Raw genomic sequence first — 24,263 nt, 5'->3', positions numbered from 1 at the left:
GCCGCGTGACCCGAGCGCTACATCGCGAACACACGGCGCAGGGTCTGCGCGTGCAGGGCCCGGTTCTCTTGGGACACAACCCAATCCGGAACCAGCGAATCGAAGCCGTTGAATGTCGCCGCAATAACGTGCAGCTCGGTGTGTACGTAGGCGTGTAGCAGCCTGGTGGCGTAGTCGATCGCCTCGTCGCGGCACGGGTCGATCTCGGAGCAGCTGACAAACGTGGGGGGCAGGCCCTCCAGGTTCGCCCGATGCGCCGGAACGTGTTGACCATTGGCGCCGGCCTGACTGAGGTAGTGGTTCCAGGCCCGGCTCACCGCGGGGCCGTTGAGCCCCGGCGTGCGCTGGAATTCGCGCCGCGATTGGGTGGCGTCCGAGTCGAGCATCGGCTGATGCAGGATCTGCACCAGGATCTGCGGACCTTCGTCGTCGAACATGCGCTGCGTCAGGCCCGCGACCAGTGCGGCACCGGCGTCGCGGCCCATCACCGCGATCCGGCCGACATCCACGTTCAGCTCGGCGCAGTTGCGGATGGCGTAGTAAAAGCCCGCCTCGACATCGTCCAATGCCGCCGGGCAGGGGTTTTCCGGCGCCAGCCGGTAGTCGACCGAGACCAGCAGACATCCGGCGTCCCTGGCCAACTCCACACATTGCGCGTGATCGGTGTCAAGACTTCCGGTCACGAAGCCCCCGCCGTGGGCATAGACCACCAGGGGCGTGCCCGAAGCGTCTTGCGACGGACCCCGGTACAGCCGGAGGTCGAGCTGCTGACCTCCCGGGCCGGGGATCGATCGCGATTCGATGGTCACGCCGTCGGTGCCGACTGCAGCGGCACGCTTTGCGGCCATCCGGTTGGCGTGTTCCCGCTCGGCAGAAAGCGTCTCGGCCTGGAATTCGACGATGCCCACATCGATCGCGGCCTCGCGCAGCACCGGGTCGATGCGGTTAAGACCTTGCGGGCGCGTCAGATCCGTTTGTGTCATACCCTCTCAACTTCCGTCCGGGAAACCCTCTTCAAGGTAGACCTGCGATTCCATGTGGTGAAAGATGCGGTACCCCTCGCCCCGCGGCGCCAGCAGCCAGGTGATCCAGCTGGCGCCGGTATGCGGGATGTCCGATTCTTCTCCGGTGAAGCTCCACCGGCTCACCACGACGCAGCGAACAATGCCGCCGGTTAGTTCCTCGGCGGACCACAGCCGCGACGACATCGACGCTCGCTTCAAGCGGCCGGCCAGCCGGGCCCAGTGCCGGTCGAGTGCGTCGGCGCCGATCAGCGGCATCGCGTACTCGTCGCCGATGTACATCGGCCGCGGATTGTCACGCTCCCACAATTCGGCGACGCCGGCGACGTCCAGCGCCGCCCATTTCGCGTCGTATTCGCCGATCAGAGCGCTCAACTTGGCGGCCAGATCGGCCATCGCTCACCGTTCCCCGGGCAACGCCTTGACCGTCGCGGGTAGCCCGTAGAGCGCTGTCGCGTTACCGCGCATGATCCGTTCGCGCTGGTCGGCGGGGAACCGGTTGATGGCGTAGGTCGGGGCGTCGTAGCTCCAGTGCGGGTAGTCGGTCGAGAACATGAGATTGTCGCCGAGGTCCATCATCTCCAGGTACTCGCGGAACTGCACGGTGTCGGTGTCCTCGAGCGGCTGGGTGGTGAACCGGACGTGTTCGCGCACATACTCCGACGGGCGGCGACGCACATGCGGCAGGTCGCCGCGGCGGGCTTCCCAAATCCTGTCCATGCGCGACATCACCGGCATCGCCCAGGTGAAGCCGCCCTCGACGAAGACCACCCGGAGATCGGGATGGCGATCGAACGCACCGTCAAACACCAGGCTCATCAGGTGCGAGACGTAGAGCAGCGGCCAGGACGCGAAGAAGTCATGCCAGTGCGCGGGGTTGCCGACGGGGTACAGCGGAATCAACTCGAACGGCGTCTGACCCATCAGGTGCGTGGCCACCGGGAACCCGTTGCGCGAGGCAGCCTCGTAGAGCGGGTCGAAATGCGGGTTGCCGAAGGGGATTCCACGCGTCTGCGGGGTCATCAGCACCTGCGCCATGTACGGATGCCCGGCCCACCGCTCGACTTCGCGGGCCGCCTGCTCGGGCGTTTGCGCGCTGACGCTGATCGACCCGCGCCAGCGGCCGTGCCAGTTGTATTTGTCGAGCCAGACGTCGGCAAGCCAGTCGTTGTGGGTCGACTTCAGCACATGCTCGGCCTGCGGCAGCTGCGCGTCACACATCGGCTCCAGCGTCGCGATGCTGATACCGGCGTCGAGCAGCAACTGCTTGGCGGCGAAATCCGGGTCGCTGCCGGCGACTCCGCCGTTGGGCGGGGCCGCGTCGAGGCGCAGCGACATCGTCTTGTACGAGTCTGGGGTGTCGTAAAAGTGCGGCACCGGGCTAGCGGCGTTTCCCGTCGGCCAGATCTTGTCCACCCATTCGGCCGGCGCGTAGGACTTGAGCACCTCGGCGGAGACGGGCAGCGGATGCACGTCGGTGTCGACGATGGTGACCGCGATTTCGTCCTCTTGACCCGTTGGGGAATCGACTCGCTCGATCGTGGTCATAGCGCACTCTCCTTCACCGCAAACCCGTAGAGCTCACTGGCGTTTCGCCACAACACCTTGTCGCGTTGCGCATCGTCGAGACCCTCGGCCATCACGTCCGGCGACGAGGTGGACCAGTGCGGGTAGCTCGACCCGTACATCAGCAGGTCGGACTTGCCGCTGAACTCCATCCAGCGCCCCATCGCGCCGGTGTCGACCGGCCCGTCGAACGCCGACGAGCAGAACCGCACATGGCCGGGCAGGTACTCGCTGGGATAGCGGTCCACCCAAGGTGTTTGGTCGCGCATCGACAACCAGAAGGTGTCCAGGCGCCACATCAACGGGGTGAGGATGTCGTAACCGCCGTCCGCGAACACAAATTTCAGGCTCGGGTGCCGGCCGAACACGCCCTCGACGATGAGGGTGGCCAGGTGCACGAAGTAGTTCAGCGGCATGAACGCCGCATATCCGGGGTAGGTGTGCGCGTGGCCGGCGAACGTGGGTGGATAGTCGACGCCGTTGCCGCCGTTGATGTGCACCACGACCGGCAAGCCCTGGGCGGCCGCGGCCTCCCAGATGGGCTCGAACATCGGTTTGCCATACGGCTCGCGTGACTGCATCGGAACGCCGACCTGCACCAGCTTGGGATGCGCAGCGAGGCGCTCGATCTCGGCGACCGCGCCCTTCGGGTCTTCGGGGTTGACGCGGATGGTGCCTAGGAAACGGGTGGTGAAGCGGTCGGTGGTGTCGGGTTCCAGCCACCGGTCCAGCAGCCAGTCGTTGACGGCGGCGCAGATCCTGCTGTTGAGCAGGTAATCCGCGATGTTTCCGCGGGTCAGCGGGTTCAGGATCGCGTAGTGGACGCCCTGTGAGGACAGATGCCGGCCGACGGTGTCGGGATCCGATCCCGGGTAGTTCTCTCCGTAGAGGTCTCGGCGGTAGTCGCCGCCCGGCGCCTGGTACCACTGCTGCTCGACGTCGGGGATCGCCCGCAGCTTGTGGGCATCGGGGAGATAGCGCCGGATCTCGGCGTTGTAGCGGAAGTGCGGCTGCACGTTGGTATCGATAATCATGCCGTCAGGTAAACCTCACCGTCGGTGACATCGACCTCGTAGGTGCGGACGCGGCGCCGCGGATCGGCGACGTTTTGGCCCGTGGTGACATCGAATTCCCAATTGTGCCAAGGGCATCGAACGATTTGGCCGTCCCGAGCCCGGCGCATCCGGTCGGGCAATTCGGGAGCCGACTCGTTGGTGCCGCCGATCAGCCCCAGACATAGCGGGGCGCCCTCGTGCGAGCAATAGTTCACGATCGCATACAACGCACCGCGCACGTTGTACACACCAACGCCGAACTTGCCGACGTCAACCAGTTTCATGCCGCCGGATGGCAGCTCGTCGAGGGAACACACGAAACGGCGCGTGGGCACCTGCTGAATCACCGCCTTCTTGACACCAGGGTCAATACTGTGCCCGTTACGGTAACTACTACAAGACCATTGGGCTTCGTTGCTATTTATACTATGATAGCGATATTCCCTGCGATACATATCCGCCATACCGGCTGTTCAGGAGGAGCGCCGATGACGCTCAGCACCGACCCCGGCGGCCAGCCCGTCACCCTCGACCTCACCGGTGAAACCAGTCCATACCCGTTCTTCGAATATATGAGGAGCACCGACCCGGTCTGGCATGGTTCCTTGGCGGACCACTCACAGATGCCGGAGGAACTGCGGCCCACCGACGAATGGGTGCTGTTCGGTTACGACGCCCTGTTCCAGGCGTTCCGCGACGACCGCATCTTCAGCTCGCACAAGTACGACGAGACCATCGGTTTGGTAATGGGCCACACCATCCTGGCGATGGGCGGCAAGGAACATCACGACCACCGCAATCTGGTGGCCAAGGCCTTCCGCGCCACTGCGCTGGAGCGCTGGGAGCCGTCGGTCATCGGACCGGTCTGCGATCGGCTGGTCGACGAAATCAAAAACGAGGGCCACGCCGACCTGGTGAAGGCGGTGACGTTCGAGTTTCCGACCCGGATCATCTCCACGCTGCTCGGACTTCCCCGCGAGGATCTCGACCTCTTCCGGCGACTGTCCCTCGACCTCATCTCGATCCCGACCGACATCGAGGCGGGGCTCAACGCCGCGGCCGAGCTGCACGGTTACTTCCTCAACCAGGTCGAGCAGCGGCGCCGCAAACTCACCGACGACATCATCGGCGATCTGGTTGCCGCCGAAATCGACGGCGCGAAGCTCAGCGACGAGGCGATCATCGCGTTCTTGCGGCTGCTCTTGCCCGCCGGGCTGGAGACAACCTATCGCTCGTCGGGCAACCTGCTCTACCTGCTCTTGACGCACCCCGAGCAGTTGGCGATGGTCTATCACGACCGGTCTCTGATTCCCGCGGCGATCGAGGAAGGCCTGCGCTACGAAACCCCACTGACCACGGTCATGCGGACCACCACCGAAGAAGTCGAAATCGGCGGCAAGACAATCCCGCCCGATGCGGCCATTGGGATGTGCATGGGCTCGGCCAACCGCGACGACAGCCGCTGGACCGACCCCAACACGTTCGACATTCGCCGGCCCCGCCAGGCCCACATCGCCTTCGCCGGCGGGATTCACATGTGCCTCGGCATGCATCTGGCGCGCCTGGAAACGCAGGTCATGCTGAACAGCCTCTTCGACCGCGTCAAGGACTTGGCGTTCGTGTCCGACGACGGAACCGGCGAGGAGTCGAGAATCGTCGGGCTTACCTTCCGGTCGCCCAACAAGCTTCCGGTCACGTTCAGCCCGGCCGCATGAGAAGCCGCGCGGCCATCCTCCACGATGTCGGAGGGCCTTGGTGCGTCGAGGAATTCGAGCTTGATCCGCCGAAAGCCGGCGAAGTTCTGGTCGAGATGGCCGCCGCCGGGTTGTGTCACTCCGACGACCACATCCTCAAGGGCGACATGTCGGCGCCCAACGAGGTGATGCGATCCCTCGGCCTGCCCACAATGTTCCCGATGATCGGCGGCCACGAGGGTTCCGGCGTCGTGCGTGAAGTCGGCGAGGGCGTAACCGATGTCGAGCCGGGTGACCACGTGGTGATGTCGTTCGTCGCCGTGTGCGGACAGTGCCGCTGGTGCGCGACCGGGATGGAGTACGTCTGCGACGTCGGCATCGGCACCATGATCCCGGGAATGCCGACCGATGGCACCTTCCGCCATCACACCGCCGACGGCCGAAATCTCGGCCATATCGCCAAGGTCGGCGCGTTCGCCGAACACACTGTCGTATCGACGAATTCACTCGTGAAGATCGAGCCGGACCTGCCGCTGGCGCCGAGCGCGCTGCTGTCGTGCGCGATCCCGACCGGCTACGGTTCCGTCGCGAACCGCTCCAACATGCGCGCCGGGGACACCGTGGTCGTGATCGGCGTCGGCGGGATCGGCACGGGGGCGATCCAGGGCGCCCGCATCAACGGCGCCGCGCAGATCGTCGCCGTCGATCCCGTTGAGTTCAAACAGAAGTCGGCGTTGCAGTTCGGCGCGACCCACAGCGTCGCGACGGCCGACGAGGCACTCGACCTGGTGCGCGGTCTGACGTATGGGGTGATGGCCGACGCGGTGGTGGTGTCGCCGTCCTTGATCACCGCCGACGACGTTCGAGACGCGGTGCGGCTCACCCGTAAGGGTGGGACCTGTGTGCTCACCGGAATGACCTCGCAGTTGACTCGGTCAGTCAACCTCGAGCTGCAGGACTTCATCCTGATGAACAAGACGTTGGCGGGCACCATATTCGGCTCCTGCAACCCGAGGTCGGACATCGCCAGACTGGCCAGGCTCTACCAAACCGGGCAGCTGCAGCTCGACGAGATGATCACCAGGCGCTATCGCCTCGATGACATCAACGACGCCTACGACGATCTCCTCAGCGGCAAAATCGTCCGGGGCATCATCGATTTCGGGATCGCCTGAGGTTACTTTTTGCGGCCCATCACCCGCTGCGTTTGACCGTACGCGTCGATCGGGCTGTGCAGCGCCAAGCCGCCGTCGGCGTGCACGATTTGACCGGTCACCCAGGGCAATTCGAGGACGCCCACGACGGCGCCGGCCACGTCTCCCGCGTCACCCACGCCGCCCAGCGCCGTGCGCTCGGTGAGTCCGTCCACCCAGCCGGGAAGCTGTTCGGGTTTCGCCAGCATCGGTGTCCGGGTGACACCGGGCCCGACGGCGTTCACCCGGATGCCGTGCACGCCCCATTCCACGGCGGCGACCTTCACCAGCATGTCCACCCCCGCTTTGGACACGCAGTAGGCGCCCATGTCGCGGTCGGCGAGGGTGCCGCTGATGCTCGAGACCGCGACGATCGAGCCGCCCACGCCGGCGTCGACCATACCCTGTGCGCCGGCCCGGATGGTGAGCCAGGTGCCGGTGAGGTTGACCGCCAACACCCGTTCCCATTCCGCGGGCGGCTGTTCGAGCAGCATTCCCGACGCGCCGATCCCCGCGCAGGTCACCACCCGGGTGGGCACGCCGTGATCGCGCACGGTTTGTTCCATCGCGGTCGAAACGGCGTCGGGATCGCTGACATCGCAAGCGATGTCGCCGCCGGACAGGTCCCACACCACGACGCCGTGACCAGCCTCGCGCAGCCGCGTGGCAACCTCGCGACCGATCCCCGACCCGCCGCCGGTCACCAGGGAGATCGGGGCGGTCATTGTGCGCAGCCCAGTTTCGCGGCGGTGCGATCCCACAGCTCGCGCGCAAGCTCGGGGTCATGAGCCGCGCGGTTGGGCTTGGCGATCTTGTGCTTCGCGTAGTACGCGCCCGACGTCCAATCGACGCCGGGCCTGCTAGACGCGAACCAGACCAGCTGGTCGGCTCCCTGGTCCGCGGTGACCGTGAATCGGGCGCTGATCGGGACGCGGTACTTCATGAACGTGAGAAACCGCGATCCCGATGCATCGCCGAAATTCGAGTTGACGAAGCCGGGGTGAAACGTCGCGGCCGATAGCCCGCTGGCGTGGTATCGCCGATGTAACTCCATGGTGAACAACACAATTGCGAGTTTGCTCAAGGCATACGCGACGCTGGGTCGGCGTCCTGCCGTGCTCTCCAGATCGGAGATCCTGACCCGTGGAAGCAGTCTGTGGGACGAGCTCGTCGTGTTGATGACGGTGGCACGCGACTCGACGAGCACCTCCATCAATTGCGTGGTGAGCAGAAACGGCGCCAGATAGTTGACCTGCAAAGTCGTCTCGTTACCGTCGGCCGTGCCGTGGGCCTTGGTGAACATGCCGCCGGCGTTGTTAGCCAACACGTCGATGCGCGGGTATTGGGAACGAATCTTGTCCGCGAGCGCCCGAACCTGGGACAGGTCGCAAAAGTCGGCCACGAAATAGTCGGCGTCCAATTCGGTAGCCACCGCGGCGGTCTTGGTTTCCGACCGCCCCACCACCACCACGTTGTCGCCGCCGCTGTGCAGCCGACGGGCCGCCGCGGCACCGATGCCGTCGCTGGCACCGGTGATGAGAATCGTCTTGCGCGCCATTGCCTGGTCCTCCACGGGGAGTCTAGCGAGCGCGATCTAAGCGGACCGCTCAGCGGCCGCGCCCCGATTCAGGCCAACGAGTAGCGCACCGGCAGATGCTTGAGGCCGCCGACGAAGGTCGTCGCGACGAGCTCCGGATCACCGGTCAGCTCAATGGATTTGAGCCTGGGCAACAGCTCGGAGAAGAAGCTGTTGACCTCCATGCGGGCCAGGGCGGCGCCCATGCAGAAGTGCACGCCGTAGCCGAATGCCAGGTGCTTGTTGGGGTCGCGCCCGACGTCGAAGCGGAAAGGATCGTCGAAGACATCCTCGTCGCGATTCGCCGACACGTACGACAGCAGCACGGACTCCCCGGCGGCAATGGGCACCCCGCGTACGACGGTGTCCTCGGCGGCGGTGCGCATGAACTCCTTGACCGGGGTGACCCAGCGGATCATCTCCTCGGTGGCCAGCGGCATCAAGTCGAGGTTGTCGCGCAGGCGCTCACGCTGGTCCGGGTTCTCGATGAGTGCCTGCATGCCCCCGGAGATGGTGGCGCTGGTGGTGTCGTGCCCCGCGGTGGCGACGATGAGGTAATACGACACGGTGTCGATGTCCGACAGCGGCGCGCCGTCGACGCGGGCATTGGCGATCGCCGACGCGAGATCCTCGGTCGGGTGCTCGCGGCGTGCCGCCGTCACACCGTTGAAGTACTGGAACATATCCATCAACGCCGGCAGCTGGTCCTCGTTGGTGCTGCCGCGCTTGAACTCGGAGTCGTCGCTGCCGAACAGCTCCTGCGTCAACTTGAGCATCCGGGGAAAGTCGGCCTCCGGCAGCCCCAGCAGCGACATGATCACGTAGAGCGGGTAATTGACCGCCACTTGCTGAACGAAGTCGCACTCGGGGCCCGCGGCCATCATCTTGTCGACGTAGATCTTGGCCAGCTCGTCGACGCGAACCTTGAGCGCTCGCATGGCCTTTGGGCGAAACCAGTCGGAGCCGATCGCGCGTACCACCCGGTGCTGCGGGTCGTCCAAATGGATCAGCGTGCGCACGCCCGCGGCGGCCTGCATCTCGTCGCCTTCCGCGGTGGTCAGGACCGGGCGCGGCCAGTTGGTGAACAGCATGTTCTCGCGCTCGATGTCCATGATGTCGGCGTGTTTGGTGATGGCCCAGAACGGCCGGTAGTGAGGCACGTCGACCCACGACACCGGGGCGTTGGCCCGCAGGTGTGTCAATGCCGCGTGCAGCCGCGGCTCGTCGGTATACGCCAGCGGATCCGTCAACAGCTTGGCGGCGTCATCCATCGTCGGCGTGCTCACTCGCGAAACTCCTTCAGTGCGGCGGTGATACAGGACTGCGAAGCGGTCGGGAAGATCGGCAGGACCCGGTCGACGGCGCCCTCGCAACGGCTTTTCAGCGCCGCGCCGACGGTGTCGACCGGCCCCACGACCGCGAAAGCGGCCAGCATTTCGTCGTCGATGAGCGAGCCCATCGTGTCCCACTCCCCCGCAAGGGACAGGCGGTGCAGCTCGGCGTGCAGCTCGCCCCAGCCGTGCAGGTCGAGGACCGTCCGATACGCCGGCGTCGATCCGTAAAAGGCGATCTGTTTGCGGGCAGCGGCGGTGGCGGCCTCCAGCTCGGCGTCGTTGTCGCCGGTCGCCACCATCACCTCGGAGGACACCTCGAAGCGACTGCGGTCGCGGCCTGAGCGCTGCATGCCGCGGCGCAGCGCCGGCAGCGTCACCTCGTCGAGGTAGCGCTTCGAGACCATCGGGTGACCGAGGTGGCCGTCGGCGACCTCACCGCACATTTCGGTCATGGTCTCGCCGACGGCGGCGAGGAACACCTTCGGCGCCGGATGTGGCTGCGGCTCAGGGGTGAACATCGGGGTCATGATCTTGTGGGTGTAGAAGTCGCCCTCGAAGCGGAGTTTGGTGCCGTCCTTCCATGCCAACCAGATCGCGCGCAGAGCGGCGACGAATTCGCGCATTCGGCGCGCCGGGTGGCTCCACGGCATGCTGAACCGCTTCTCGATGTGGGGCTGGATCTGGGTGCCCAGCCCGAGGATGAATCGGCCTTCCGAATACGCCTGCAGGTCCCAACCGATGTTGGCGACGATCATCGGATTGCGCGCGAACGCCACCGCGATGTTGGTGCCGAGCTCGAGGCGCGACGTGTGTTCGGCGGCGAGTAATAGCGGCAGGAACGGGTCATGACTGGTTTCGGCGGTCCAGCCCCCGTCATACCCCTGCTGTTCGAGGGCGGCGGCCGCCTCGGCCGCCCCGGCGAGTCGGTTGGGGATGCCCCCGTCGATCTTGAGGCGGGGGGCGTCAGCCATGCGGGTAACTTTACAGTAAGCAATCCAGTATGTGACCCTGCAAGTTCCAACTAGGCGATCGCAGCCGCACGAGGTAGGACAGAAGCATGACGAAAGCCCAGGACTGGGACGAGACGCTCGAGGATCTCGACCGTCGGCGCCAGCGCACGTTGGCCATGGGCGGCCCGGAGCGCCTCGACAAGCACCGCGGCAAGGGCAAGCTCGACGCCCGCGCGCGGATCGAGCACCTGCTCGACCCCGGCACGTTCCGCGAGCTCGGTACCCTCGTCGGCGGTGAGGTCGCGGCCGACGGGCTCGTCGTGGGCTCCGGTGCGATCAATGGCTCGCCGGTGATGCTGGGCGCCGAGGACTTCACCACGATGGCCGGCAGCATCGGACCCGGAGGCAACTCCAAGCGATACCGCATTGCGGAACTGGCGCTGCGCGACAAAATTCCGCTGGTGATGCTGCTCGAGGGCGCGGGCTTTCGTCCCACCGGTGGGCACTACGGCCGCAGCCCGACCGACCTGCTGGCCCAGGCGCAGTGCTCGGGTCGTGTGCCGACCGTCGCCGCCGTCCTCGGCCCCTCGGCCGGCCATGGCGCGTTGGTGGCCCCGGTGTGCGACTTCCGAATCATGAGCGCCCAGGGCGCGATCTTCACCGCCGGGCCCCCGGTCGTCAAAGAGTCCACCGGAGAAGACATCTCGAAGGAGGACCTCGGCGGACCCGACGTCGCTTTGCCCAGCGGGGTGATCCACAACGTCGCCGAGGACGACGAAGCCGTGCTCGACGACATCCGTCGCTACCTGTCGTACTTCCCGCCAAGCGCCTGGTCCTACCCGCCGTCGCTGACCGCCGGCCAGACCAGCGAGCCGCGGCGGACACCGGAGCTGCTCGACATCGTCTCCCGCGACAACCGACGGGTCTACGACATGCGTGCCGTGCTCGACGTGATCTTCGACCGGCCGGACTGGTTCGAGGTCCAGCCGCACTACGGCAAGGCGATCATCTGCGCGCTGGCCCATCTCGGCGGCCATCCGGTAGCGGTGGTGGCCAACCAGCCCCAGGTGCTGGCCGGCTCCATCGACGCCGCCGCCGCGGACAAGGCGGCGCACTTCATCATGGTGGCCGACTCGTTCCACCTGCCGATCGTCTTCCTCGCCGACAACCCCGGGATGCTGCCCGGCAGTCGGTCCGAGCGCAGCGGCGTGCTGCGCGCCGGGGCCCGAATGTTCGCCGCGCAGACGGCGGCCACCACGTTGAAGCTGCACCTCACGCTGCGCAAGGCCTACGGGTTCGGTTCGATGGTGATGTCGCTGCTGGGGTTCGACCACCAGGTCGCGACCTTCGCCTACCCCGGCGCGACGATGGGCGCCATGAGCGCGGCGGCGCTGAGCAGGGCGTCGCACGCCGGCGAGGACCTGTCGGAAAAACTGCGCAACGCCGAGCTGCAGGCGTCGTACCGGTCGGCCGAGGGTATGGGATTCGACGAACTCATCGACCCCCGCGAGACCCGTGACGCGTTGCTCGCAGCCCTGCTGCGCGGCCTGTCCAGCCGGCAGGCCGCCGCCGAACCCGTGACCCGAACCGTCATCATGCCGTGAGGCAATACGCCGCGACGACGGGCTCGAGCTCGTCGGGCGTCGCCCCGTGCAGGATCACCGCGTCGGCCCCGTAGTCGAATTCGTTACGGATGCGGTCCACACACTGGTCCGCAGATCCGGTGGCCGACGGTTCCAGCCATTCGTCGGGTATCAGCGTGGCGATGTGCTCGATCTGCTCTGGTGTGGCCTTGTGATCGATCCCGCCCGCGATCGACGTCACCACCGCGTCTTCCCGAAAGCGTTGCAGCACAGCGGGGTCCCACTTATTGGTCTGCACCAATAGGTCGCCGTAGCCCTGCAGATAGGTGGCCAGGCGCGCGACGGTCTTCTTCAGCCGCAACTGCTCGGGAAGGTGGTCACCGACCGTCGCAAAGCACGACCACACCCGGACGCTGTCGGGATCGCGGCCGGCCTTTTCCGCCGCCGACTTCACCGTTTTGACGCAGCGCTGCAACGTCTCCGGGGTGAAGTAGGTGTGCAGGATGACGTCGTCGAAAACCCGGCCGCCGAGCGCGAGCGTCTGAGGCCCAAAGGCCACCAACGCGAGGCGAATGTCTTCGTCGAAGTCCGGATCCAGAAACAGGATCGGGTACTTGCCCATCGGGCCGTCGTGGTTGAAGATCACCTCGCCATGCCAGAGCCGGCGCATGACCCGGGCCCAATCCTCCATCTGTGCGGTCGTGACCGCGGGAATGCCGAACGCTCCGTAGATTGCGGCGATGCCGCGGCCGATGCCCAGGGTGAATCGCCCGCGGGAAAGGCGGTGCATGGTGGTGGCCCACGATCCGGTGATCAGCGGATGACGGGTGTTGTGATTGGTTGCGGCCGTGGCGATCTGCATCCGGTTGGTCACCGCGCACGCGGCCCCGACGAGCGACGAGGCCTCCTTGACGTTCCAGCGCTCGGAGATGAACGCGGTGCCGAAGCCCAGCTCCTCGCCGCGGCGCGCCTCGTCCATCAAGGTCGCTGGTCCCTCGCCCCCGGCCCCGGCCAGCAGGTAGTAGCCCAATTCGTCCAGCGCACGATCGCTCAATTCCAAACCCCTTGCTTGTAGCCGCAATTCCAGACCTCGATGATCTTGCCGTCGACGACGCGGAACACCTCGATGCTGGCGACGTCGGTACCGGTCCCGTCCTTGGTGGTCATCGTCGAGTCGTAGACGATCGCGACGTGCTCACCGTCGTCGCCGGCAACAACGATGTTCAAATCGAAGCGCAAGCTGTCGAACAACTCCCAGAGGTCCTTGACGCGATTGACGGCCTGCTCCCGGGTCAGGGTGTGCGCCTCCCCCACCTCGTGTCGAATCACGTTGTCGGCGAACAACTCCTCGGCCAGCGTCAGGTCGCGTTCGTTCCAGACCACGAGGTTGTAGAGTTCGACCACTTCGCGCGCGGTCCGAACGGCCGCCATCAGCCGGCGGCCTCGTCGACGACCCCGCGCAGGAATCGCTCGGTCACCCGCTGCACGCGTCGGGAGAACACGTGGCCGACATGGCCGCCGTCGTACCAGTGCAGCTGCCCGCCCCAGCGTTCCTGCAGCGCAATCGCGGGCTCGCGCATCGCCATTCGGTCGTGCCACGCCCCGACGATGAGCCGGCGGTGCGGGGGCGGGGCGGGGTCGGCCGCGAGCGGGTCGATCACCGAGGTCAGCTGCGCGATCTCGGGGGACCCCAATAGCTCCCGGAACCCGTTACGCGACGGACCCCACCGCACCAGGTGTCGCGCGATCATCGCGTTGAGGCCCAGGATCGGTGTATACAGCGCGACCGCGTCGATCTGCCTCTCCAGATGCGAAACCAGCGCGGCAACCGGGGTGCCCATCGAAATCCCTGCCACCACAACGGCGGTGGCCTGCGGCTGCGCCCATCGCACCACCGCGCGCACCTCCGAGACCGCGCGCATCATGCCTGCGACGTTGCCCAGCGGATCCATGTCCGGGTAAGCGGGCCATTCGCGGCGTCGGCAGCCGTGGCCGGGCTGCACCGGCATCGCGACGTTGAACCCCAGCCCGTGATGGATCCGGCCGATTCGAGACAACAACAGGTCTTCCGTGCCGCCTTGGCCGGCGCCGTGCACCCATACCAGCCACGGCCTCGGACCGTCGCGATGCCGACACACATGCACCACCGCGCGCGCCGGGCCACCCAGACCCTCGGCTTCCAGCGACCGCGGCAGCGCCGGATCGTGCTCGAACATCATCCGCTCGTACGCCAGTCCCGCGATCCGCCGCCGCCGTAACGACGTCACCCGCAACGGTTTTGGATCGGCGTGCGCATGGTCGATGCCCAGCTCCGACAGCTCCTCGGCCGCCGCGGAGCACGAACTTAGCGACCGCAGCGGACCGGGCACCCCGCCCAGCAGCGAGAAGCCACTCAGCACCAGCTCGTCCAGCATGACCTCGCCGAACTGACGCACGCCGCGCCGCGACACCGGGACCCAGCCCGTCGACTCGTTGAGACCCGACACCGTACGCGGCAGCACCATGCCCAGCTCGCGGGCTGCGAGGCCCAAACCGCTCAATGCCTTAGCCACCGCCATCACTGAGCTTCAGGATGGTTCGGGTCAGATGCAGCGTCTTGATCAGCCAGTTGCCGTCCCGCTTCTCGTACGTCTCGCGGTAGTGGCCGGCCCCGTGCAATTCGTGGCCATCGCCGAAGACGATCCAATCTTCCATCGCCCAGATGCCCGTCGCGGTGGTGCCCGAGGTGAGGGTGATCTCCGGGGTGTGGCAGTGGTGCATGGTGGCCGCGTTCTCGAGCCCGCCCAGCACCATCGGGACGAAGTTGTCCACACCCTCGAGTGGCGGCGCCGTCTGGGGGTCGGCCCCACCGGTGGAGACCGCCATATCCAGGTGCACCACCACGTCGGTGGTGAACACGCCGCGCCAGCCCTCGGCGTCTTTGGCGTCCAGAAATCTGCAGTAGCGCGCCTTGAGTTGCCGGATCGCTTCGAGCTCGTCAGCCGCTGTCGTCATTTCGCTCCTTGCCGCGCACCGACCGAACTGCTGAAATCTATACTGTAACGGACTTAGTATCAACGCTCACGGGAGGCACCCGCGTGAAAGTGCCCTTCACCTGGAAGGTAACCGGGTGGTTCATGGTCGGGTGGTCGCCCGAATTCCCGATCGGCGAGGTGCGGCCGCTGCGCTATTTCGGCGAGGATCTGGTGGCCTACCGCGACGAGTCGGGTGAGCTGCATGTCCTGGAGGCGCACTGCAAACACCTGGGCGCGCACATCGGCCACGGCGCACGGTAGTGGGCGACTGCGTGCAGTGCCCCTTCCATGGGTGGCGCTGGGGCCCCGACGGCACCAATCGACACATCCCCTATCAGCCGGAGCGGCCCAACCGCGCGCTGCGGCTGCGGGTGTTTCCCGTGCGGGAGCAGTACGACTGCGTGTTCGTCTGGCATCAGCCGGACGGCAAGGAGCCGCAGTGGGAGATGCCGGACATCTTCCGCAAATTCCCTCAATTCGAGACCGACCCGGCGGCCTATTACCGGGCGTATCCGGAGTTCTCCCGGCGCGCGGAGCGCGAACCGGTACACCCGCAGATCGTGGCGGAGAACGCCCCCGACAGCGCCCATTTCGAGTACGTCCACCACGCCACCGTGACGCCCCGGGTGCTGGACTGGAAGATCGTCGACCACGAATGGCAATTCGTCGCGGGTTGGCCGGACGCCAGCAGCGACGACCCGGAGGACCTCGCGCTGCGATTCCACAGCCACCTGTTCGGTCTGGGCGGGGCGATCAGCGTCTTCGAGGGCGCGCAGAACCATCGGTTGATCTTCACCTGCACACCGGTCGACGACGGGTGCTCCGATCTCTTCTACTCGATCTGGTGGCCCCGAATCCCCGGCGACAGCTCCGACGTGCCGCAGGGCAAGCTGCGCGAGGTCATCGAAAAACAGTTCCTGTCCACAGTCTTCGACGATCTGCAGATCTGGCGCTATCAGAAATACGTGGAACGCCCGCCGCTCTCCAAGGTCGACGCGAAAGGGTATATGGCACTGCGCAAGTGGGCGACCCAATTCTACGAAGTGCCCGCATGATGGCACTGAAGGACCTGGCGGCGCCCGCGCACACCGCGATCGTCACGCAGGAATGCCAGGGCGCGGTCATCGGCCCACACGCTGGCCTGGCCGCGCTCGCGAAGGAGGCGCGTCGCGTCGCGCTGCCCAACATCGTGCGGCTGCTGCCGGTGGCGCGGGCGGCCGGTGTGCGCGTCGTGCACTGCCTGGTGCAGCGACGGCCCGACGGGCTCGGCTCCAGCCACAACGCGAAGATCTTTGCGCTCGGGCGCGGCGAGGTAGACATAGTCCCCGGCACGCCCGGCGCTTCGGTGCTGCCCGAATTGGGTCCCGAACCAACGGATCTGGTGCTGAGTCGGTGGCACGGCGTCGGACCGATGGGCGGTACCGACCTTGACGCGGTGCTGCGGAACCTCGGAGTATCCACCATCGTGGTGGTCGGCGTTTCGCTGAATATCGCGATACCCAATGTTGTCATGGATGCGGTCAACGCCGCCTATCGCGTCATCGTGCCCCGTGATGCCGTCGCCGGCATCCCGACCGAATATGGAGAGGCCATTATCGCCAACACTCTGTCGCTGCTGGCGACCATCACCGCCACCGACGACCTGCTCGGAGTATGGACGCAGCCATGACCGACACCGCAACACAATTCACGGTGCCAGCCGTCGCGACAGCCGTCGCCGCCGCGATTCCCGATCGGGAGTTGCTGATTCAAGGCGAGCGGCGCTACACCTACGCGCAAATCCTCGAGCGATCGAACCGGCTCGCCTCCTACCTGCACTCGCGGGGACTGGGATGTCACACAGAACGCTCAGCGCTCGCCGGCCACCAGGTGGGCCAGGATCTGCTGGGCATCTACGCCTACAACGGGAATGAGTTCGTCGAGGCGTTGCTCGGCACGTTCGCCGCGCGAGTTGCGCCCTTCAACGTCAACTTCCGGTACGTCAAGAGCGAGCTGCAGTACCTGCTGGCAGACTCTGGGGCGACCGCGCTGATCTACCATTCCGCGTTTGCGCCGCGCGTGGCCGAGGTGCTGCCGGATCTTCCGCAGCTACGCGTGCTGATTCAGATCGCCGACGACTCAGGCAACGACTTGGTCTACGGCGCAGTGGATTACGAGACCGTCGTCGCCTCGAGTTCGCCCGCGCCGCCACCGGTGCGGCATTCGCCCGACGACTTGTACGTCCTGTACACCGGTGGCACCACGGGGATGCCGAAGGGTGTGCTGTGGCGCCAGCATGACATCTTCATGACGTCGTTCGGCGGGCGCAGCCTGATGACCGGGGAGCCCTTCGGCTCCATCGACGAGATCACGGCGGGGGTGGTCGCGGGCCCCGGCACAAAGTTGATGATCCTGCCGCCGCTGATCCACGGTGCGGCCCAGTGGAGCGTGATGATGGCGATCACGACCGGGCAATCCGTCGTCTTCCCTTCCGTCGTCGACCATTTGGACGCCGACGAAGTGGTGCGCACCATCGAGCGGGAACGACTGCCCGTGGTGACCGTTGTGGGCGACGCGATGGCGCGGCCGCTGCTTGCCGCCATCGAGAAGGGCACAGCCGACGTGTCGTCGTTAGGCGTGATCGCCAACGGCGGCGCGTTGCTCACCCCGTACGTCAAGCAGCGCTTGATCGAAGCGCTGCCCAACGCCGTCGTCGTCGATGGTGTCGGATCGTCGGAGACCGGTGCGCAGATGCACCACCTGTCGTCGTCGGGGGCGGTGTCGACCGGAACCTTCAACGCCGGACCAGACACCTTCGTGGCGGCCGAGGACTTGAGTGCGATCCTGCCGCCGGGACACGACGGCATGGGCTGGCTGGCGCAGCGGGGCTATGTTCCGTTGGGTTACAAGGGCGACGCGGCGAAGACTGCGAAGACATTTCCGGTGATCGACGGCGTGCGCTATGCGATCCCCGGCGACCGGGCCCGCCACCGCGCCGACGGCAGCATCGAGTTGCTGGGCCGCGATTCGGTGACGATCAATTCCGGGGGCGAGAAGATCTTCGTCGAGGAGGTCGAGACCGCGATCGCGTCGCATCCCGCGGTCGCCGATGTGGTTGTGGCCGGGCGGCCGAGCGAGCGGTGGGGCCAGGAGGTCGTTGCCGTGGTCGCGCTGGCCGAAGGCGCCGAAGCCAGCGCCGACGAGCTGGTCGCACACGCCGCCCAATCCCTGGCTCGCTACAAACTTCCCAAGGCGATCGTGTTCCGTCCGGCCGTCGAGCGCAGCCCGTCGGGCAAGGCCGACTACCGGTGGGCGCGCGAGCAGGCAGAGAACGGTTGACAGCTCAGCCAGCAGCCAGGCGCTTGCCTGGCTTACCCACGATGTGGCAGCCGGATTCTCAATAGTGCCTGGAGATGCGCGGCGGTGACGAGCAATTCGTCCGCGGACACCGGGCTCAGGCACACGTTCGTCGGAAGCGCCCCATGGGGCGTTACCACCACATCCAGGATTTCGCCCGTCTCGCCGACGAGGTCGAGCCTGTCTCCGGCTGTCAACGCCACCCAAGATGCTCCGTCGGCCCGAACCGCCATTCCCGCCGGCCATGCCTGCTCAAATGTGCATACCACCTCACCTGCGTGGCCATCGGGCGAGCCCGTCGCTCCCATTGGATAACGCAGGAGTTGCGCGCCGGACGTCGCGGTCACCAACAGTCCGGTCGAATCCGGGCTGAAACCAAGGCCATTGATCCAAACCGGCCCCGATTCGAGGACCAACTCTTTTGCGCCGGTGGCGGTATCAACGGTCCACACCCATCCGGGCTTGCTTTCGTCGGGATGAAAGAATTCCATTTCGGCGCGGGTGTCGGTGACCCAAAGTTGACCATCAGGCCCGAATACGAGATCGTTCGGCGCGTCCATGCCATCAGCGAGGGTGTCGACTCGGCCGTCGCGGATGACCTGCACGCCAGGCTCGGCTTTCGCGTCGGCGCCAAAATCGCCGCCGTTCTGGGCGACGTAGATGGCTCCCTCGGACCCGACGCACAGACCGTTGGGCCCGCCGCCAGTGTCGATCCTTTCCGGTGAACCCCCGCCTGGGTCGAGGATGTACACGCAGCCGTGGCTAACCGAGACCAACGCAAACCTACCGTCGGGCAGGTAGGCGGGCCCTTCGGTGAATCCCAAACCATCAGCGATCATTTCGATCGTCATCAGGTCACCTTCTTCAGCGATGAATGGGTCGCGTGGCCCAGACCCAACCAGTGCTGAGAAATGATGTTACGGAAGACGTAGACGGTGCCGCCACTAATTCCGATCAGCCGCGAACCACGCCGTCCAGTGCATCGCCCATATTGTCTACTGTAATAATTACAGTACGATCGTACGCGAGGACCGTCCATTCAAGGCCATGATGTTGGAGATCAGGTGACGACCAACGTTCACGCCGCCGCCGGCACCGGCGACGAAACCGTCAGCCTGCGCGACCCCTACCCCTTCTTCGCCCATAAGCGCAGGCAGGCCGGCGCTTTCCGCGGCACCGTCATGGACTACTCGAAGACACCGGAATCCCTGATGCCCAAGCGGGAGTATTCCGCGGTTTCCTTCAACGCGGTCAACACGGTGTTCCGCGACGGCCGGGTCTTCAGCTCCGAGCCCTACGACAAAACGATCGGCCTGTTCATGGGTCCCACCATCCTGGCGATGGAGGGAAAGAAGCATCGCGATCATCGCAACCTGGTCTCCGCCGCTTTCAAGTCGAAGGCGCTGGCGCAATGGGAGCCCGCCATCGTGCGGCCGGTCTGCAACGCGTTGATCGACGAGTTCATCGACGCCGGAACGGCGGATCTGGTCCGGAATTTCACCTTCGAGTTCCCCACCCGCGTCATCGCCCGGCTGCTCGGCCTGCCCGACGAAGACCTGGGAATGTTCCACCAGCGGGCCGTGGAGTTGATCAGCTACCACGTCAACTATGAGCGGGCCTTCGAGGCGTCGGCGGCGCTCAAGGACTACTTCGTCGAGCAGATCGAGCGGCGCAAATCCAAACCCACCGAGGACATCATCGGCGACCTGGTCACCGCCGAGATCGACGGCGAAAAGCTCAGCGACGAAGCCATCTACTCCTTCCTGCGACTGCTGCTGCCCGCCGGATTGGAGACCACGTACCGGTCGTCGGGAAACCTGCTGTATCTGCTCCTGACACATCCGGACCAATTCGCCGCGCTGCAAGCCGACCACGAACTGATCCCCCAGGCCATCGAGGAGGGACTGCGATTCGAGACGCCGCTGACCACCGTGCAGCGGTTCACCACCGAGGACACCGAAGTGGAAGGCGTTGCGATTCCGGCACGCTCGGTGATCGGCGTGTGCATCGGCTCCGCGAATCGCGACGAGCAACGCTGGGAGCGTTCGGAGGAGTTCGACATCTTCCGCAAGCATGTGCCGCACATCTCCTTCGCCGCCGGCGAGCACACGTGTCTGGGCCTGCACCTGGCGCGGCTGGAAACCCGCGTCGCCCTCGAATGCCTGCTGAATCGGTTGGCCAACATCAACCTGCTGGCGGACGACGACCCACACATCCACGGTCAACCCTTCCGTTCGCCGACGGCGCTTCCGGTCACGTTCGACGCGAAGTAGGGTCCGGGAATGGTCAAGGTAATGGAGGGCTTTCGGGTCCTGGAGCTTGCGCAGTTCACGTTCGTCCCCGCGGCGGGGGCCATCCTCGCCGACTGGGGCGCGGACGTCCTCAAAGTCGAGCACCCGGTGCGCGGCGACACCCAGCGCGGCTTCCTCAACATGGGCGGCATCCAGGTCGATCCGGACCGGCACCCGTTGATGGAGCACCCTAACCGGGGCAAGCGCAGCATCGGGATCGATGTTTCCACCCCGGGCGGCCAGGAAGTGATCTACGAACTGGCCAAGACGTCCGACGTGTTCCTGACCAACTACATGCCCGCGCAGCGGCAGAAGCACAAATTCGACGTGGAACACATCCGCGCGGCGAACCCCAACATCGTGTATGCCCGCGGTTCCGCCTACGGCGACAAGGGCGCCGAGCGTGACGTCGGCGGGTACGACGGGACGGCGTTCTGGACGCGCAGTGGCATCGGATACGCGCTGACACCCGAGGAGCTGGGCGGCGCACTGGGACAGGGCATTCCCGCGTTCGGCGATTCCATCGGCGGCATGTTCATCGCCGGCGGCATCTCGGCCGCGTTGCTGCATCGTGAGCGCACCGGCGAGGCCCTCGAGCTCGACGTGTCGTTGCTGAGCACCGCTTGGTGGGCGGCGGGGGCGAGCGTGACGCAGGGCATGGAAACCGGCGAGGTCATGCGCACGTTCATGCCGGGTTCCGGCGCGCCGTCGGTCAATCCGTTCATGGGCAACTACGAAACCTCCGACGGCGGCACCATCAACCTGTGCATCATCAGCCCAACCGGATTGATCCGCGACACCTTCGAGCATCTCGGCATCCCCGAGGCCGCCGACGATCCCCGCTTCGCGGACGTGCTCCCGTTGATACAGAACGCCGACGCCGCCGCCGAACTGATCGCGAAGGCCTTCGCCGGCAAGCCATTTGAATACTGGCGCCAGCACCTGAAAACGATGAAAGGTCAGTGGGCACCGTTCCAGAGCCTGATCGATCTGGCCAGCGACGAGCAGGCCATCGCCAACGACATGATCAGCGAGGTCGAGCTCGCGAGCGGCGGCGAACCGTTCAAGGTCGTGCGCGGGCCCGTGCAGTTCAACCACGAGCCGCTGGTGACTACCCGGGCTCCCCAGGCCTCCGAGCACACCGAGATCGTTCTGATGGAGCTCGGCATGGACTGGGATCGCATCGCCGAATTGAAGGAGGCCGGAGCCATCGCATGAACGACGTTGCCGTTATTGGGGTTGGGCTGCACCCGTTCGGTCGGTTCGAGGGCAAATCCGCGATGCAGATGGGAGCCGATGCGATTTTTGCCGCCGTCGCCGACGCCGGCGTCGCATGGCAGGACATCCAGTTCGCCACCGGTGGCAGCTGGACGGTGGCCAACCCCGACGCAATCGTCGCCATGGTCGGTCTGACCGGCATCCCGTTCACCAATGTGTTCAACGCCTGCGCGACCGCGGCCAGCGCCGTCAAGGCGTGTGCCGATGGGATCCGGTTGGGCGACTACGACATCGGCATCGCCGTTGGCTTGGACAAGCACCCGCGCGGAGCGTTCACCGAAGACCCTGCGCTGGTGGGTATGCCGAGATGGTATGCCGAGAACGGGCAGTACCTGACCACCAAGTTCTTCGGAATGAAGGCGAACCGCTATTTGCACGAACACAACATCTCTCAGGAGACGCTCGCCAAGGTCGCCGCCAAGAACTTCCGCAATGGAGCGTTGAACCCCAACGCCTTTCGCCGCAAGCCAATCCCCGAGGACCAGATCCTGAGTTCGCCGGTCCTCAACTACCCATTGACCCAGTACATGTTTTGCGCACCCGACGAGGGCGCCGCGGCCGCGGTGATGTGCAGGGCCGATATCGCACACCGCTACACCTCCAAACCGGTATACCTGCGGGCAGCGGAGGTGCGCACCCGCCGCTACGGCGCTTACGAGGTCAATACAACCTTCGCCCCGGTCGACGAGGACGTGTCGCCGACCGTTTACGCGGCGCAGGCCGCATTCGAAAGGGCCGGCGTGGCGCCCGACGATGTCGACGTGATTCAGCTGCAGGACACCGACGCCGGCGCCGAGATCATCCACATGGCCGAATGCGGATTCTGCGCGCACGGTGATCAGCAGAAGCTACTCGCCGACGGCGCCACCGAGATCGGCGGTGCGATGCCCGTCAATACCGATGGTGGGCTGATCGCCAACGGTGAGCCGATCGGCGCCTCCGGATTGCGCCAGATTCATGAAATCGTTCGCCAACTCCGCGACGAGGCCGGTGACCGGCAGGTCCCGGGCAATCCGAAGGTCGGGTTCGCTCAGCTATACGGGGCGCCGGGCACCGCCGCCGCCACGATTTTGACGACCTGACGCAGCGCCCAGCCCGTCATCCCGCAGATCGCCTGTAACTTTCGCGCGGGCCGTTTCGTCGTAGTAGCGAGCGGGAAAAATCGCTTCCCGCAAAGCAGCTCGGCGGAAGGAATTGCGATGTCGCATTTGACTGGACAACTCGCGGTGCGGTGGCGCGCCGGTCGTGTCGGCGTCGTCGCGATCGCCGCCGCGGCAACCGGTCTGGCGTGGGTGTTGGGCCGGAAAGCCCACGTTGACTACATAGTGGATACGCCGATCGGCAGCCGGGAAATCACCCTCGCGCTGACCATCGTCGCCACCGTGGCCGCGGGCATAGCCGGCTGGATCGCGATCGCGCTGCTAGAGCGCTACGCCTCATCTCCCCGAAGCATGTGGATCGCGCTGAGCCTGGTCGTTCTGGTGGTATCCATCGTGCCGGTCTTCCGGACGACCGCGAACCTAGGCACCCAACTCATGTTGACCGCGCTGCACTGTGTGGCCGCAGCGGTCCTGATCCCCGCTCTGCCTCAGCGGCACAAGGCGGCAACCCGCCGCCGGTAACTATCGAAGGAGTTCTCATGCATATCGTGATTTTCGGTGCCAATGGATTGACCGGGAGGCTGCTGACGCGGCGCGTGCTCGACGCCGGTCACTCAGCGACTGCCGTAACCCGGCGGCCCGACGACTTTCCCATCACCGATCCGCGGCTGACGGTAGCCGGCGCGGACGCGCGACGCGAGGGCCTCACCGGGATAGTCGGCGGCGCCGATGCCGTGCTATCGACGCTCGGTGTGCCGTTCACCCGCCAGCCCGTCGACACGTATTCGGTGGGCACCGGCAACGTCGTGAACGCGATGCGCGAAACCGGCGTCGATCGGCTCGTCGTCGTGAGCTCCACCGGAGCCTACCCTGCGCCAGCCCGCCGCCAAGCGCCCCTGATGCTGCGGCTTTTTGAGCCGATCATCACCCGCACAATTGGTAAGACTGTCTACGACGACATCCGGCGGATGGACGCGTTGGTGCGCGAGAGCGGCCTCGACTGGACGATCGTGCGTCCGTCGGGATTGTTCGATTTGCCTGAGGTTACCAATTATGTTGCTGGAGAAGTGGATCCGGTAGGCGCATTCACGGCGCGCATCGACCTGGCGGACTACCTCGTCAAACTTGCCCAAGACGGGACGGCAAGGCGGAAGGCGGTCGTTGTCTCTACGACCGAGCACACGCCCACGGTGTGGGAAATGATCCGACGCGAGGCCTTCAAGAGCGACGCGCAGGCGACGAATGCCGCGGCGTCGCCTTAGGACCGCAAC

Annotated in this window: 24 protein-coding genes and 1 pseudogene; 11 read left to right on the top strand and 14 right to left on the bottom strand. The window is 65.8% G+C overall.

Annotated features, from left to right (window positions below; all coding sequences use genetic code 11):
* Positions 1-17: 17 nt before the first annotated feature.
* From A5747_RS19255 to A5747_RS25525, 5 genes are read right to left on the bottom strand one after another with little or no spacing between them, the layout of a single operon-like run.
* Positions 18-983 (bottom strand): alpha/beta hydrolase, encoded by a 966-nt coding sequence (locus A5747_RS19255; protein WP_076127165.1) that lies wholly within the window; start codon positions 981-983, stop codon positions 18-20.
* 6 nt (positions 984-989) lie between these two features.
* A complete protein-coding gene (locus A5747_RS19250) occupies positions 990-1,418 on the bottom strand; it encodes a hypothetical protein (protein ID WP_076127163.1) in 429 nt (142 codons plus the stop codon).
* A gap of 3 nt (positions 1,419-1,421) precedes the next feature.
* The gene (locus A5747_RS19245) at positions 1,422-2,570 is read right to left on the bottom strand and encodes an amidohydrolase family protein (RefSeq protein WP_076127161.1); all 1,149 of its coding nucleotides are present in this window, start codon (positions 2,568-2,570) and stop codon (positions 1,422-1,424) included.
* Positions 2,567-3,622, bottom strand: a complete 1,056-nt coding sequence (locus A5747_RS19240) for an amidohydrolase family protein (protein ID WP_076127159.1) — start codon at positions 3,620-3,622, stop codon at positions 2,567-2,569. The genes A5747_RS19245 and A5747_RS19240 overlap by 4 nt, the downstream gene beginning before the upstream one ends.
* On the bottom strand, positions 3,619-3,960 hold the full coding sequence (locus A5747_RS25525; protein WP_369805148.1) for a Rieske (2Fe-2S) protein: 342 nt from the start codon (positions 3,958-3,960) through the stop codon (positions 3,619-3,621). Before A5747_RS25525 ends, A5747_RS19240 begins: the two co-directional genes overlap by 4 nt.
* Positions 3,961-4,131: 171 nt before the next feature.
* Between A5747_RS25525 and A5747_RS19230 the strand changes: the two genes are divergently transcribed.
* Both A5747_RS19230 and A5747_RS19225 read left to right on the top strand, forming a co-directional pair.
* Entirely contained in the window at positions 4,132-5,358 is a 1,227-nt protein-coding gene (locus tag A5747_RS19230; RefSeq protein ID WP_076127157.1) for a cytochrome P450, read from the top strand.
* Positions 5,355-6,512 carry a Zn-dependent alcohol dehydrogenase gene (locus A5747_RS19225; RefSeq protein ID WP_076127155.1) on the top strand — a complete coding sequence of 386 codons (1,158 nt, stop codon included), beginning with the start codon at positions 5,355-5,357 and terminating at the stop codon, positions 6,510-6,512. The genes A5747_RS19230 and A5747_RS19225 overlap by 4 nt, the downstream gene beginning before the upstream one ends.
* Positions 6,513-6,514: 2 nt before the next feature.
* On the opposite strand, the gene A5747_RS19220 is transcribed toward A5747_RS19225, so the two are convergent.
* From A5747_RS19220 to A5747_RS19205, 4 genes are all read right to left on the bottom strand, one after another.
* Positions 6,515-7,255 (bottom strand): SDR family NAD(P)-dependent oxidoreductase, encoded by a 741-nt coding sequence (locus tag A5747_RS19220; RefSeq protein ID WP_076127153.1) that lies wholly within the window; start codon positions 7,253-7,255, stop codon positions 6,515-6,517.
* Positions 7,252-8,088, bottom strand: a complete 837-nt coding sequence (locus tag A5747_RS19215; protein WP_076127151.1) for an SDR family NAD(P)-dependent oxidoreductase — start codon at positions 8,086-8,088, stop codon at positions 7,252-7,254. The genes A5747_RS19220 and A5747_RS19215 overlap by 4 nt, the downstream gene beginning before the upstream one ends.
* A 68-nt stretch (positions 8,089-8,156) precedes the next feature.
* Entirely contained in the window at positions 8,157-9,377 is a 1,221-nt protein-coding gene (locus tag A5747_RS19210; protein ID WP_076127326.1) for a cytochrome P450, read from the bottom strand.
* Between the two features lie 11 nt (positions 9,378-9,388).
* Positions 9,389-10,411 (bottom strand): LLM class F420-dependent oxidoreductase, encoded by a 1,023-nt coding sequence (locus A5747_RS19205; RefSeq protein WP_076127149.1) that lies wholly within the window; start codon positions 10,409-10,411, stop codon positions 9,389-9,391.
* Positions 10,412-10,497: 86 nt separating this feature from the next.
* Here A5747_RS19205 and A5747_RS19200 point away from each other — a divergent pair, with 86 nt between their 5' ends.
* The gene (locus A5747_RS19200) at positions 10,498-11,994 is read left to right on the top strand and encodes an acyl-CoA carboxylase subunit beta (RefSeq protein WP_076127147.1); all 1,497 of its coding nucleotides are present in this window, start codon (positions 10,498-10,500) and stop codon (positions 11,992-11,994) included.
* Here the strand turns inward: A5747_RS19200 and A5747_RS19195 are convergent.
* Genes A5747_RS19195 through A5747_RS19180 form a run of 4 tightly spaced genes read right to left on the bottom strand, consistent with a single transcriptional unit; the run spans position 11,984 to position 14,967 of the window.
* Entirely contained in the window at positions 11,984-13,027 is a 1,044-nt protein-coding gene (locus A5747_RS19195; protein WP_198938220.1) for a TIGR03857 family LLM class F420-dependent oxidoreductase, read from the bottom strand. The genes A5747_RS19200 and A5747_RS19195 overlap by 11 nt on opposite strands.
* On the bottom strand, positions 13,024-13,404 hold the full coding sequence (locus A5747_RS19190) for a nuclear transport factor 2 family protein (protein WP_076127143.1): 381 nt from the start codon (positions 13,402-13,404) through the stop codon (positions 13,024-13,026). Before A5747_RS19190 ends, A5747_RS19195 begins: the two co-directional genes overlap by 4 nt.
* Positions 13,404-14,525: a PHB depolymerase family esterase gene (locus A5747_RS19185; protein ID WP_083667544.1), complete on the bottom strand. Its 1,122-nt coding sequence runs from the start codon at positions 14,523-14,525 to the stop codon at positions 13,404-13,406. Before A5747_RS19185 ends, A5747_RS19190 begins: the two co-directional genes overlap by 1 nt.
* A complete protein-coding gene (locus A5747_RS19180) occupies positions 14,518-14,967 on the bottom strand; it encodes a nuclear transport factor 2 family protein (RefSeq protein ID WP_076127139.1) in 450 nt (149 codons plus the stop codon). The genes A5747_RS19185 and A5747_RS19180 overlap by 8 nt, the downstream gene beginning before the upstream one ends.
* A gap of 83 nt (positions 14,968-15,050) precedes the next feature.
* Between A5747_RS19180 and A5747_RS19175 the strand changes: the two are divergent.
* From A5747_RS19175 to A5747_RS19165, 3 genes and pseudogenes are all read left to right on the top strand, one after another.
* Positions 15,051-16,042 (top strand): annotated as a pseudogene (locus A5747_RS19175) (Rieske 2Fe-2S domain-containing protein).
* On the top strand, positions 16,039-16,656 hold the full coding sequence (locus A5747_RS19170; protein WP_076127137.1) for a cysteine hydrolase: 618 nt from the start codon (positions 16,039-16,041) through the stop codon (positions 16,654-16,656). The pseudogene A5747_RS19175 and the gene A5747_RS19170 overlap by 4 nt, the downstream one beginning before the upstream one ends.
* Entirely contained in the window at positions 16,653-18,305 is a 1,653-nt protein-coding gene (locus A5747_RS19165; protein ID WP_076127324.1) for an acyl-CoA synthetase, read from the top strand. The genes A5747_RS19170 and A5747_RS19165 overlap by 4 nt, the downstream gene beginning before the upstream one ends.
* A 32-nt stretch (positions 18,306-18,337) precedes the next feature.
* Here A5747_RS19165 and A5747_RS19160 read toward each other — a convergent pair whose 3' ends face one another.
* Positions 18,338-19,174: an SMP-30/gluconolactonase/LRE family protein gene (locus A5747_RS19160; protein WP_076127135.1), complete on the bottom strand. Its 837-nt coding sequence runs from the start codon at positions 19,172-19,174 to the stop codon at positions 18,338-18,340.
* 213 nt (positions 19,175-19,387) lie between these two features.
* On the opposite strand from A5747_RS19160, the gene A5747_RS19155 reads away from it, so the two are divergent.
* The 5 genes from A5747_RS19155 to A5747_RS19135 all read left to right on the top strand — a co-directional run bounded on the left by A5747_RS19155 (position 19,388) and on the right by A5747_RS19135 (position 24,254).
* On the top strand, positions 19,388-20,596 hold the full coding sequence (locus tag A5747_RS19155) for a cytochrome P450 (protein ID WP_076127133.1): 1,209 nt from the start codon (positions 19,388-19,390) through the stop codon (positions 20,594-20,596).
* Between the two features lie 21 nt (positions 20,597-20,617).
* The gene (locus tag A5747_RS19150; RefSeq protein WP_076127322.1) at positions 20,618-21,832 is read left to right on the top strand and encodes a CaiB/BaiF CoA-transferase family protein; all 1,215 of its coding nucleotides are present in this window, start codon (positions 20,618-20,620) and stop codon (positions 21,830-21,832) included.
* Complete coding sequence (locus tag A5747_RS19145; protein ID WP_076127131.1) at positions 21,829-22,974, top strand: thiolase family protein; 1,146 nt, start codon at positions 21,829-21,831, stop codon at positions 22,972-22,974. The genes A5747_RS19150 and A5747_RS19145 overlap by 4 nt, the downstream gene beginning before the upstream one ends.
* Before the next feature lie 117 nt (positions 22,975-23,091).
* Positions 23,092-23,514 carry a DUF6069 family protein gene (locus A5747_RS19140; RefSeq protein WP_076127129.1) on the top strand — a complete coding sequence of 141 codons (423 nt, stop codon included), beginning with the start codon at positions 23,092-23,094 and terminating at the stop codon, positions 23,512-23,514.
* 17 nt (positions 23,515-23,531) lie between these two features.
* A complete protein-coding gene (locus A5747_RS19135) occupies positions 23,532-24,254 on the top strand; it encodes an NAD(P)-dependent oxidoreductase (protein ID WP_076127126.1) in 723 nt (240 codons plus the stop codon).
* Positions 24,255-24,263 lie beyond the last annotated feature (9 nt).

The sequence above is a fragment of the Mycobacterium sp. IS-836 genome (genome assembly GCF_001954275.1).
In the GTDB taxonomy this organism is placed as follows: Bacteria; Actinomycetota; Actinomycetes; order Mycobacteriales; family Mycobacteriaceae; genus Mycobacterium.
Note: the sequence above shows the minus strand (reverse complement) of the source record. Positions and strands in the feature narration are given on the sequence as shown.